The 11,497-nt window shown below is 45.6% G+C and carries 10 protein-coding genes and 1 CRISPR repeat array; of the genes, 3 read left to right on the top strand and 7 right to left on the bottom strand.

Features of this window, described 5'->3' with window-relative positions; all coding sequences use genetic code 11:
* Positions 1-36: 36 nt before the first annotated feature.
* Positions 37-2,214: direct repeats of the CRISPR family, unit length 36 nt; unit sequence GTTTCAATCCCCTCGCGGGGAAGTGGTAAAGGAGAC.
* Between the two features lie 514 nt (positions 2,215-2,728).
* Together aroH and sppA are read right to left on the bottom strand one after the other, a co-directional pair.
* Positions 2,729-3,136 (bottom strand): chorismate mutase, encoded by a 408-nt coding sequence (aroH, locus tag QT992_RS21705; protein ID WP_333321449.1) that lies wholly within the window; start codon positions 3,134-3,136, stop codon positions 2,729-2,731.
* 139 nt (positions 3,137-3,275) lie between these two features.
* Positions 3,276-4,094 carry a signal peptide peptidase SppA gene (sppA, locus tag QT992_RS21710; protein ID WP_333321452.1) on the bottom strand — a complete coding sequence of 273 codons (819 nt, stop codon included), beginning with the start codon at positions 4,092-4,094 and terminating at the stop codon, positions 3,276-3,278.
* A 410-nt stretch (positions 4,095-4,504) separates the two neighbouring features.
* Between sppA and QT992_RS21715 the strand changes: the two genes are divergently transcribed.
* Positions 4,505-5,578 carry a DMT family transporter gene (locus tag QT992_RS21715; RefSeq protein WP_333338889.1) on the top strand — a complete coding sequence of 358 codons (1,074 nt, stop codon included), beginning with the start codon at positions 4,505-4,507 and terminating at the stop codon, positions 5,576-5,578.
* 13 nt (positions 5,579-5,591) lie between these two features.
* Here the strand turns inward: QT992_RS21715 and QT992_RS21720 are convergent, their stop codons facing one another.
* The 4 genes from QT992_RS21720 to QT992_RS21735 are packed head-to-tail and all read right to left on the bottom strand — an operon-like array spanning position 5,592 to position 8,192.
* On the bottom strand, positions 5,592-6,011 hold the full coding sequence (locus QT992_RS21720; protein ID WP_333338887.1) for a PIN domain-containing protein: 420 nt from the start codon (positions 6,009-6,011) through the stop codon (positions 5,592-5,594).
* Positions 6,008-6,307 (bottom strand): hypothetical protein, encoded by a 300-nt coding sequence (locus QT992_RS21725; protein WP_333033220.1) that lies wholly within the window; start codon positions 6,305-6,307, stop codon positions 6,008-6,010. Before QT992_RS21725 ends, QT992_RS21720 begins: the two co-directional genes overlap by 4 nt.
* Before the next feature lie 51 nt (positions 6,308-6,358).
* Positions 6,359-7,021 carry a phage tail protein gene (locus QT992_RS21730; RefSeq protein ID WP_333377684.1) on the bottom strand — a complete coding sequence of 221 codons (663 nt, stop codon included), beginning with the start codon at positions 7,019-7,021 and terminating at the stop codon, positions 6,359-6,361.
* 1 nt (position 7,022) lies between these two features.
* Complete coding sequence (locus QT992_RS21735; protein ID WP_333377687.1) at positions 7,023-8,192, bottom strand: AAA family ATPase; 1,170 nt, start codon at positions 8,190-8,192, stop codon at positions 7,023-7,025.
* A gap of 47 nt (positions 8,193-8,239) precedes the next feature.
* On the opposite strand from QT992_RS21735, the gene QT992_RS21740 reads away from it, so the two are divergent.
* Complete coding sequence (locus tag QT992_RS21740; RefSeq protein WP_333377690.1) at positions 8,240-9,109, top strand: M28 family peptidase; 870 nt, start codon at positions 8,240-8,242, stop codon at positions 9,107-9,109.
* A 5-nt stretch (positions 9,110-9,114) separates the two neighbouring features.
* Here the strand turns inward: QT992_RS21740 and QT992_RS21745 are convergent, their stop codons facing one another.
* Positions 9,115-9,294, bottom strand: a complete 180-nt coding sequence (locus QT992_RS21745; RefSeq protein ID WP_333205975.1) for a hypothetical protein — start codon at positions 9,292-9,294, stop codon at positions 9,115-9,117.
* 47 nt (positions 9,295-9,341) lie between these two features.
* Between QT992_RS21745 and QT992_RS21750 the strand changes: the two genes are divergently transcribed.
* Positions 9,342-11,497, top strand: a 2,156-nt coding sequence (locus QT992_RS21750) for a hydantoinase/oxoprolinase family protein (RefSeq protein WP_333377696.1), incomplete at its 3' end; no start/stop codon positions are given.

An 11,497-nucleotide genomic window follows, 5' to 3' on the forward strand; every position in this document is an offset into this window, starting at 1 on the left:
CGTTGCAAAGAAATGGAAAAATTTCAAGCAGATGTGGTTTCAATCCCCTCGCGGGGAAGTGGTAAAGGAGACGCCCCTTACTTTCACACAACAAATTCCACCATAAAGTGTTTCAATCCCCTCGCGGGGAAGTGGTAAAGGAGACAAAATGTTGACGATGACATCATTGTTAAACTGATGAAAGTTTCAATCCCCTCGCGGGGAAGTGGTAAAGGAGACACTTGAGGGAAAAAATGAAAACTTACTCTGTGTAATTGTTTCAATCCCCTCGCGGGGAAGTGGTAAAGGAGACCAACAAAAAAACAAGTTGTCCAGTTTACTCCATCTTTAAGTTTCAATCCCCTCGCGGGGAAGTGGTAAAGGAGACCGAGAAAACTCAAGTAAATTTGAAGGAGAAATCAAAATGGTTTCAATCCCCTCGCGGGGAAGTGGTAAAGGAGACTCATCAAGATTTTTTGCTCTAATCTAGTCCCTGCATGTTTCAATCCCCTCGCGGGGAAGTGGTAAAGGAGACCCTTTTTCAACTAGACCAATACTAAAACTAGGTACAGCAACAGTTTCAATCCCCTCGCGGGGAAGTGGTAAAGGAGACAATAATTTAAAGCTAAAGTCAATAGAGTATTCTCACAAGAGTTTCAATCCCCTCGCGGGGAAGTGGTAAAGGAGACCGTCCCGTGCAAATAATTTGGGTGGGGGACATACCTTTAGTTTCAATCCCCTCGCGGGGAAGTGGTAAAGGAGACCGGCCCAATGGCAGTTTGGAGCTATCTGATAGTCTTCCAGTTTCAATCCCCTCGCGGGGAAGTGGTAAAGGAGACGAAATTCTACCTCAAGCAATCAATTCTCTTAAATGAGAAAGTTTCAATCCCCTCGCGGGGAAGTGGTAAAGGAGACACAAACTTTAGCTGTAGTGAACGGCCCTCCTATTAAGTTTCAATCCCCTCGCGGGGAAGTGGTAAAGGAGACTCAAAACAATTTAGGAGTCTAAAATGGCTAACAATCAAAAAGTTTCAATCCCCTCGCGGGGAAGTGGTAAAGGAGACTATTCCCCTACGAATTTACATTGGCTAATGAAGTTGGTTTCAATCCCCTCGCGGGGAAGTGGTAAAGGAGACTGGAAGGTCCTTCTGGAGTAGGTAAGTCTACCCTTTTAGAGTTTCAATCCCCTCGCGGGGAAGTGGTAAAGGAGACAATATTATGCATCAAGCCTCTACTAGTAGCATTTGTTTCAATCCCCTCGCGGGGAAGTGGTAAAGGAGACTGGCACTTTATGCTTCCAGAAGGTAATAGTATAATGTTTCAATCCCCTCGCGGGGAAGTGGTAAAGGAGACCAAAACTGAGAGCTAGGGATGCTGAAATTGCTAAACCAAAGTTTCAATCCCCTCGCGGGGAAGTGGTAAAGGAGACAAGACCATGGCATATGTTTGGAATACAAAGTATGTAATGTTTCAATCCCCTCGCGGGGAAGTGGTAAAGGAGACATAGTGACGGCATCGCGCCGTACACTGTCCGCAAGTTGGACATGTTTCAATCCCCTCGCGGGGAAGTGGTAAAGGAGACCACCGGTGTCAGTGCGGACTATCTATCATGCTAGTTTCAATCCCCTCGCGGGGAAGTGGTAAAGGAGACTTGTAACTTTGTAATTGGATTAGCTTATCCAAAAGTTTCAATCCCCTCGCGGGGAAGTGGTAAAGGAGACAGCATGGCACTTACTATTAGGATAACCAAAAGCTGCCAGTTTCAATCCCCTCGCGGGGAAGTGGTAAAGGAGACTCTTGTCGTTCTGTCCATCGGCAAGCCGTCGTTGCAGTTTCAATCCCCTCGCGGGGAAGTGGTAAAGGAGACTGTCGCCGCTGGTACTGCTGCTGGTGCTATCTTGTTTCAATCCCCTCGCGGGGAAGTGGTAAAGGAGACAATAATTGGGAGAATTTTATGACTTTTGTGTCACATAAAAGTTTCAATCCCCTCGCGGGGAAGTGGTAAAGGAGACATCATTGCTCATGTGGAGCAAGGCTCGACGAAGGAGAGAGCGTTTCAATCCCCTCGCGGGGAAGTGGTAAAGGAGACACTCCTGCCAATGATACAATCTATGGTCTGGCAAAAGCGTTTCAATCCCCTCGCGGGGAAGTGGTAAAGGAGACATTAAACGCAAGAGCCAGCCTTCTATTAGCATTTTTGTTTCAATCCCCTCGCGGGGAAGTGGTAAAGGAGACAGTTCGGCCAGGGAGCCTTACCCAGAAAGGGTTTCAAGCCTCAAATCGACGCACCATTTTTTACCTGTCAATAAGACCGTAAAACCTGCAATAAGCTCAATTGCTTGCAAGCCGTAACCCTTGGTATCAGAGTAATCGACGCACCCCAACGATAAAATCAGGGTTTTGCCGATCGCCCGAGGTGCGTCGATTGCCGATCTGCGACACTGAAACTAGCCGCAGATACAAAAAAAAACTATGCAATTTTCAACGTTCTGGAGCGCTCGAGCTTTGCAACTCGCAAACTAACCATACACCTTAACCTGTAACTTGTCAACCCCTTGAGAGTCAAATCCCACGAGAGCCCTTTTTGAGTTGTCGGGGCGATCGACAAAATCAAAGAAACCGGGTTTTTGCCGTTTTCGTCGGCTGTAACCAAGTATTCTAGAAAAAACCCGGTTTCTGGGGGCCCGTGAGTTTAGGAGTGTTTGACTTTTTGAGTTGTGAGGGCGATCGACTTTCACAATCGCCAAGTCTACTTTTCCCCAGCCACCGCCACCGCTAAATTCCTATCGGGGCGCAAATTTTGAGCTCCCCGCAAATAAGGATGATAAATTTCAGTATGTGCCGGCCAGTTAACGTGAATTAAAAAGCGGATGCAGCGTTCCAAAGCACCCTCAACGTGCATTTGCTGTACGTCCAACAAAGGAACATTACACCAGTGAGGACGTTCGCGGGCGATCGCGGCCGGAAACACAGCATCTAAATCACGAGTAGCAGAAAACGTAGCACTAATAATTAAATCTGGATTTATATCATTTTTTGCTTCTAATTCATCTAATAATTCTCTCACTGCTTCTCGAATTGCTGCCACCGAATTCTCGCTAGCAGTAGTTGCCCCACGAATCCCCCGCACTTGCCAATCCACGCAAAATTCCTCCATTTTAGTCAGTTGTTCAGTAGTCAGTTGTCAGTTGTTAGTTGTCAGTTGCTAGTTGTCAGTTGCTAGTTGCAATTACCAATTACTAATTACCAATTACGACTGCCAACTGACTACTGTCCACTGCCAACTGACTATTTAATCACGGGCGATACATCCACAGCGGCAAACCGCTAGTAGAAAGCTCGAATTCCAGTAAATTCTTGTAAGCCCAAAGCCCGGATGTATCCAGACTACTCCCCAAGACGCGATTTAGGAAAGGTTTTTGTTTTTCTAGGGTGCAGCACTCGGTTTTTTCCGCGTCGAGGCCTGCGAGTTCGGCGGCAAGGCGGCGAGCGTCCTCTTCTGTTCCCAGTCGATCGACCAAACCCAATTCTAAGGCTTGCTGACCGGTAAAAACGCGACCGTCGGCAAAACTTTTGACTTTATCAACAGCCAAGTTCCGGGCTTCCGCAACGGTTTCCACGAATTGCTGGTAGCTGGTGTCGATCAAGTCTTGCAGAATTTGCTGTTCAGGATCAGTCAATTCGCGATCGAATGCCAAGATATCTTTATACGGCCCCGATTTAATCACCTGAAAAGAAACGCCTACTTTTTCTAACAGCCGTTCTAGATTGTTACCCCGGATAATCACGCCAATGCTGCCGGTAATTGTACCGGGATTAGCAACGATATGCTCGGCTCCCATGCCGATGTAAACTCCGCCAGAAGCTGAAATATTGCCGAAACTGGCAACAATTTTGACTTTTTCGCGCAAACGCTTGAGTGCGCTGTAAATTTCCTGGGAATCGCCGACAGTGCCGCCGGGGCTGTCTATCCGCAGCAGCAAGGCGGGAAATTTGCGTTCTTCAACGGTTTTGAGAGCTTCTAGCACTCGTTTGCGGGTTTCTCCGGCAATGGCTCCGGTGATTTCGATACGGGCGATTTGTTTGCGGTAGCGGGGCTTGAATGGCCAAATCATGGGCAGTGTACAGGCAATGTTACGGATTTTTGTAGCTAACTTCTTATAGTGTGCCTTATTCGTCGGGGTAGATGTTGTGCCTGTGTTCGCAACAGGCAAGATGCCTGTTGCACAAGAAAATTCTGGATTGTGGAACAGGCATCTTGCCTGTTCATAATGGCGGCAACAGGCCAGATGCCTGTTCCACCTTGATTTTGTGGAACAGGCATCTTGCCTGTTCATCATGGTGGCAACAGGCAAGATGCCTGTTCCACCTTGATTTTGTGGAACAGGCATCTTGCCTGTTCATAATGGCCGAGATTTGTGCGATCGCACTTAACCCAACACCAATATATAATTGTAAAAACTGCTTAACAAATCTACATCATTCTCGTGAGAGCCACTCTCATCAATTATTTGGAGTCTCCGCCATGCAGCTAAAGCTTACCGATTCAAAACTGCCTTTTGCCCCGCTGTTGCTCATTGCGCCGTTTTTCCTGTGGGGAACCGCGATGGTAGCCATGAAGGGGGTGATGCCACACACAACGCCGCTGTTTGTGGCATTCGTGCGTTTAGTACCTGCGGGTGTGTTGGTGCTGCTGGCGGCGGCCTTCATGGGAAAACCGCAGCCGCAGGGTTGGAAAGCTTGGCTGTGGATTTCGCTGTTTGCTTTGGTTGACGCTACTTTGTTTCAAGGCTTTTTAGCCGAAGGTTTGGCGAGAACCGGTGCGGGCTTGGGTTCGGTGATGATTGACTCTCAACCGCTAGCAGTGGCGATTTTGTGTTTGTGGCTGTTTCAAGAAAAAATTGGTTTTTGGGGCTGGTTGGGATTAGTTATTGGCGTTGCGGGCATTAGTTTGATCGGGTTGCCGGATGGCTGGATTTTGGGGCTTTTTCATCCTGAAAACAGGGAGGTTTCTGCGGGTATCGAACAGTTGTTTCAGGGTGGAGAATGGTTGATGCTGTTGGCTGCTTTGTCGATGGCTGTGGGTACGGTTTTGGTGCGCTGGGTTTGCCGTTATGTCGATCCGGTGGTGGCGACTGGTTGGCACATGATTTTGGGCGGTTTGCCGCTGTTGGCAATTTCGGCTGCAACTGAGTCTGATCAGTTTGTGAATATCAATTTTTCCGGCTGGATGGCGTTAGGTTATTCTACTGTGTTCGGAAGTGCGATCGCCTACGGTTTATTCTTTTATTTTGCTTCGAGTGGCAGTTTAACCAGTTTAAGTTCTCTTACCTTTCTTACGCCTGTATTTGCTTTGCTATTCGGCAATTTGTTCTTGGGCGAAGTGTTGAATCCGCTGCAATCGATGGGAGTTGGGCTGACTTTGGTGAGTATTTATTTGATTAACCAGCGGGATACTTTGGGTGAGAAATTGCGAAAAGTGCGGCACGGTGAAGCGAGTGCAGAAGTTGAAACAACAGGATTGTTAGAGTCGTCTGAGTTGAAGTCTGTAGAATTACCCGTGCAGTTGCGGGTTAGCGAATTGGAATCAGAAGTTTAGCGCTTTGAAAAATTTAGGGAGAATCAGTTAATTCAAGAATTAACTGATTTGGAGTTACAATCCTAGGAGTAGTAACCGGAAAATCTCGCGGGTTGCGGGTGACAATGGCATCAATTCGATTGATTACAGCAGTGCTGTACTGAATCGCATCTTCAAAATCCTTGAAGTTGCAAGTTAATGCCATTGAAATAACAGAGTTATCTACTGTTGCTACTTGACAAAATGTAGCTAGCTGCCGCAAAAAATCCAGCGTCCAATCGCGGCCTCTGTCTCGGCGGATAATATAGTAAAGGTCGCTAAAAGTTGAGGCTGAAATATAGCCTTGAATTTTTGCTTCTTCAACAAAAGTTAAAATGCGATCGCTCTCAGCAAAGAAAGGTTCTCGTTCGAGCGCAACATCTACTATTATATTGGTGTCTATCAGGATTTTCACAAGTTATGTTTTTCCTTTAAATATTCCCATTTTGCTTGTTTGTCTGGATCGTCAAAATCCAGCGGTTCCGGTACAGCATCTCGATCGAATAAACCTTGAAATGCCTTCACGTTAGTTTTAAACTTTTTTTGAGGTGCTTCAGGTGCGATCGCATTTTCTGACGCGCTGGCTTGTTTAACCGTATCAGGTAGCTGCAAGACGATGATTTCTACATCTCCCGGTGGCATATTCACAGGTTCCACAACTACCAAGTTGCCAGTTGCATCGATTTTACCTCTCAGTTTGTATGCTTGCATGGTAATCTCCGATAACTATGTTTCTATTATATGACATAATAACTTGCTTCCTTACCAATCCTCTTCATCACCAATCTTAATGTCTCTGCTTTGAATCTCTTCTATAAAAGTTTTTAAACTGGGATTATCTGCGTAATGCTTCATCAAAACTTTAGGCTTGCGATATTGTTCTGAAATTACTCGATAATATTCAGGATTTTTAGCATTAGCGTCGATCGTAAACTTATGTTTTTTCGCAAGTTGCAGGTTTAAAGTATCGAGGCAGTTCTTAACTTTAGCTTGTTTCTTCTTGTCTGTATAATACAGGGGCAGCAACCAACACTCAATAGAATGTACGGAGATGGCAAATATAATCTGTTGTTGATATCTGCTGTAAAAATTATCGCCGATCGCATTTCTAAACTTTTCAATAACTTTTGCAATTAACTGCTGGGGATTAAACTCACCGTTTTCATCTTGTTTTGCTACACCATAATCTTCTGAAACATCCGTATCTATCTGAATAATGATATAGTCAATAAATTGAAATGCTTGTTGAATTTTTTTTGACCTACAATAATCAAATACTAGAGTCCAGCCGCCGGTTTTGGATTTATCTCTTTTTGGCTGAAGAGGTGTCACCTCTATATATGCACTCTTAAAATATCCAGCTAAAATATCTTCTATTACAATTTGGTCAGTCAGTCCCTCTGCAATCAATCCAAAACTAATCATATTAAAAATTCTTAGGAAGTCCGCCGATATAGCCTCTCAAAAATGCCTCTGATAATTCTACTGGTTCTTGGCCCTCTAGAGGTTTGGGACCCAGAATGCGTCTGGCTTTAGTATAACCTAATTGGTTGCGAGAAATCACAAGCAGTCGCTGTTCGTCATCCTCTAAATCCAAACCGTCCAAAACTGCCGGATTGTGGGTTGTAAAGATAACTTGTTTGTCGTGTTTTTTTGCTAATTCGACTAATTCTTGCATTAATCTGCGACACAATCTGGGGTTGAGGGAAGCGTCAATGTTATCTATTGCGAAAAATTTAGGTGTGAGATCGCTGACGAACAAGGTAAAGTAAAACAGTAAAAATAAAAATCCTTCATTCGAGCTTCTTTGGTCGAAATAACTTAAATGAGTATCTAAGTACCTATCTTGGATTTGGATAGAAGTTTGCATTGCTGCTAAATTTTGAGAAACTTCAAAATCTTTAAACCAATCTATCAATCGCAGATTTTCTTTGATTTGATTGAGTTTACCTTGGTTTTGGTCTACACTCAAGACATTTATAAGTTTAAATAAGCCTTCGCCCTTAATGCCTAACGGTTGAATTTGCCCTTCTTTTTCAAAAGTTCGTAACGCGGGATTTTCAGGAGAGTAAATTACGAATAGATTTACGTCAAGTAGTTCACTAAATGATTCTGCCTCCTTTTGAAAGCTTAAAAAAAGGTCTTCGGAAAGCTCATTTTTTCCTTCTAAAATAGATATCAATTTGTTTCGATCGCCATATTTTTGAACCACCTGCTTAACAGCATTCTTGAGAGAGGTTTCAGTATTACCCAAAAAGGTTTTACTAAGCCACTGAGAATAAGGAGCATTATCATTTTGTAAAATACAACTGAATGGTTGTCCCTTATTCGCTCTTAACTCAATGCTGATATCTTTATCTAAATTTTCCCTTTCAAAAGCCGATCGCATAAATTGAGGTTCTGTCACTCTAATGCCGCGAGAAGCTAAAAACTCGTTATCCAGCTTGTCATCTGCCGCCGCAGAAGCAAGGGCGATCGCCTCTAGGATATTACTCTTGCCGCAGCCATTTTCACCAATCAATACGGTGACTCGTCCTAATTCTAGCTTCAGCTTTTGAATGGACTTATAATTTTCGATTCTGACTTCTCCAATCATAATTCAATCCCATATAATCTTAGTGTACTCATTGTATCTCCGATCGCATGGATCTCAAGGAACGCCTGCACAGCCATCTGATTCAAATTGTACGCGATCGCAACCCATACCTCGCATCCGAAGGGCATTTTTATGCTCAGCAATACATCCGCGAACAGTTGGCACAGTGGGGAACTGTAGAAATTGACGATTTTTCCGTGCGCGGGCGAATTCATCACAATTTGATTTTGGATTTACCCCCCCTCAGTCCCCCCCTTGCTAAGGGGGGGAAGCAAGAAAAGAAGCAAGAAAAGCCGATCGTAATTGGTGCTCATTACGATACTGTACCCGGATCGCCTGGGGCCGATGATAATGCTACTGGTGTTGCTGTTTTGCTGGAACTCGCAAGGGATATCGCATCTGGGCCGCTCAAATATCCAGTGCAATTAGTCGCCTTTGATATGGAAGAATACGGTTATTTGGGAAGCAGTCATCATGCAGCTAAATACAAGCAACAGCAAGAGTCAATCCGGTTAATGATTTCTTTGGAAATGTTGGGTTATTGCAACCATAATCCTAATTCTCAAAGCTATCCCGCTGGCTTGAAATATTTTTATCCAAATAGTGGCAATTTTATTGCTTTAATTGGCACTTTGCGGACGGTTCCCGATTTGATTAATTTGGGTGGCAAAATCCGCAAATCTGGTCAGCCCTGCGAGTGGCTGCCGGTGCCGAATCGAGGTTTAATTGTCCCCGATACTCGCCGCAGCGATCATGTTCCTTTTTGGGATAATGGTTATCCGGCTATCATGGTGACTGATACTGCTAATATGCGAAATCCGCATTATCATCGAGAAAGCGATAGGATTGAGACTTTGGATTTGGATTTTCTGGCTGGTGTTTGTCAGGGGTTGGTTGAGGGCATTCGACATTTATAGGAATTTTATTTGAACTGACATTTTGTACCTCGATCGAGAACAGGCAAGATGCCTGTTCCACAAGAGATAAATTGTATTGTGGGGTGGGCATCCTGCCCGCCCATAAAAGGCTGATTAACATTTATGATCGAGAACAGGCAAGATGCCTGTTCCACAAGAGATAAATTGTATTGTGGGGTGGGCATCCTGCCCGCCCATAAAAGGCTGATTAACATTTATGATGGATAATGATATGAATGCTGTTTTTGACGATCGCACTCGCTGGCAATTTTGGATAGATCGCGGTGGCACTTTTACCGATATTGTCGCCAACAGCCCCGACGGTAAATTAGTCATTCACAAGCTGCTATCGGAAAACCCAGAACGCTACACCGATGCCGCAGTTCAAGGAATTCGCGATATTTTGGGAATTGCAGCAGATGTTCCCATACCCGCCGCCGAAATTGAAGCGATTAAAATGGGGACGACGGTAGCGACAAATGCTTTGCTGGAACGAAAGGGCGATCGTACAATTCTGTTAATTACTAAAGGTTTCGGCGATGCGCTGAGAATTGGCTATCAAAACCGCCCGAATATTTTCGCGCGTCACATTGTTTTGCCCCAGATGCTGTACGATCGAGTTATTGAAGTTGCAGAACGCTACAGCGCTCAAGGTGAGGAGTTAACTGCTGTCAATCCCGAGTTTATCCCGTGTTTGCAGCAAGCATACGATGAGGGAATTCGCAGTTGTGCGATCGTATTCATGCACGGCTACCGCTACTCGGAACACGAAAAACAAGTTGCTAAAATAGCGAAAGAAATTGGCTTTACTCAAATTTCAGTATCTCACGAAGTTAGCCCGCTGATGAAATTAGTTTCGCGGGGAGATACTGCGGTGGTCGATGCTTATTTATCTCCGATTTTACGGCGTTATGTCGAACAAGTAACCAGTCAATTATCTGTAGGGGCGGTGCCCCCGTGCCCGCCCTCCCCGTGCCCGCCCTCCTCCTCCTCCCCGTGCCCGCCCTCCCCGTGCCCGCCCTCCCCGTGCCCGCCCTCATCCTCCTCCCCGTACCCGTCCCCCAAATTAATGTTTATGCAATCGAATGGCGGCTTAGTGGAGGCGGCACAATTCCAAGGAAAAAACAGTATTTTATCGGGGCCTGCTGGGGGAATTGTCGGTGCAGTTCAAACGAGCAAAAAGGCAGGTTTTGATAAAATTATTACCTTTGATATGGGCGGAACTTCGACAGATGTTGCCCATTTTAATGGCGAATACGAACGCGAATTTGAGACGGAAATTGCAGGGGTGAGATTGCGATCGCCCGTGATGGCAATTCACACTGTAGCAGCCGGCGGCGGTTCAATTGTCTTTTTTGACGGGGCTCGCTACCGCGTTGGGCCGGAGTCTGCTGGGGCCAATCCTGGGCCCGCTTGCTATCGCAAAGGCGGCCCCTTGACGGTGACTGATTGCAATGTGATGTTGGGGAAAATTCAACCGGATTTTTTCCCGAAAGTATTTGGATTGAATGGAGATTTGCCGATCGCCTCTGACGTAGTAAAGCAAAAATTTGGGCAATTAGCGGGGGAAATTGGGGGCGAGAGGACGGCCGAAGAGGTGGCGGAGGGTTTTTTGGCGATCGCGGTGGAAAAGATGGCAAATGCTGTCAAAAAAATCTCGCTTCAGCGCGGTTACGATGTTTCGGAGTATACATTGTGCTGTTTCGGCGGTGCGGGCGGCCAACACGCTTGTGCGATCGCCGATGCTTTGGGGATGAAACGGGTATTTATTCACCCTTATGCGGGTGTGTTGTCGGCTTACGGTATGGGTTTGGCTGATGTGCGGGCTATTCGCGAAAGGGCGATCGAGCAACAATTAAATGCAGAATTATTAGCTGAGTTGCATGATATTTTAACCGAATTGGAGGCAGATGGAAAGAGGGAATTGAACCGCAGAGGCGCAGAGAACACAGAGAATGAGTCAGAGGTTTTAGTTGTTAGCAAGTTGCGCTTAAAATATCAGGGAAGTGACTCTGTTTTGGCTGTCAATTTTGCTGACAATATTGAGGCGATGCAGGCTGAATTTGAAGCAGCCCACCGACAGCGTTACAGTTTTATTATGCCAGAAAAACCGCTGATTGTGGAAGCGGTTTCGGTGGAGGTTGTAGAAAAAATCGATGTGCCGGAAGCATCCCAAATTTCCCCCTCTTGTGGCACAGGCATCTTGCCTGTGCAACCAATTTTGCAGACAATGGATGTGCCGGAAGCATCCACAATTTCCCCATCTTGTGGCACGGGCATCTTGCCTGTGCCACCAATTTTGCCGACAATGGATGTGCCGGAAGCATCCCAAATTTCCCCATCTTGTGGCACAGGCATCTTGCCTGTGCAACCAATTTTGCCGACAAT

Source organism: Microcoleus sp. T3_D1 (assembly GCF_036700405.1).
GTDB lineage: Bacteria > Cyanobacteriota > Cyanobacteriia > Cyanobacteriales > Microcoleaceae > Microcoleus.

What these genes read in the sequence shown, in the direction of transcription:
- aroH (WP_333321449.1), bottom strand. Translation starts at nt 3,136, where the DNA reads ATGGAGGAATTTTGCGTGGATTGGCAAGTGCGGGGGATTCGTGGGGCA.
- sppA (WP_333321452.1), bottom strand. Translation starts at nt 4,094, where the DNA reads ATGATTTGGCCATTCAAGCCCCGCTACCGCAAACAAATCGCCCGTATC.
- QT992_RS21715 (WP_333338889.1), top strand. Translation starts at nt 4,505, where the DNA reads ATGCAGCTAAAGCTTACCGATTCAAAACTGCCTTTTGCCCCGCTGTTG.
- QT992_RS21725 (WP_333033220.1), bottom strand. Translation starts at nt 6,307, where the DNA reads ATGCAAGCATACAAACTGAGAGGTAAAATCGATGCAACTGGCAACTTG.
- QT992_RS21730 (WP_333377684.1), bottom strand. Translation starts at nt 7,021, where the DNA reads ATGATTAGTTTTGGATTGATTGCAGAGGGACTGACTGACCAAATTGTA.
- QT992_RS21735 (WP_333377687.1), bottom strand. Translation starts at nt 8,192, where the DNA reads ATGATTGGAGAAGTCAGAATCGAAAATTATAAGTCCATTCAAAAGCTG.
- QT992_RS21740 (WP_333377690.1), top strand. Translation starts at nt 8,240, where the DNA reads ATGGATCTCAAGGAACGCCTGCACAGCCATCTGATTCAAATTGTACGC.
- QT992_RS21745 (WP_333205975.1), bottom strand. Translation starts at nt 9,294, where the DNA reads ATGCCCACCCCACAATACAATTTATCTCTTGTGGAACAGGCATCTTGC.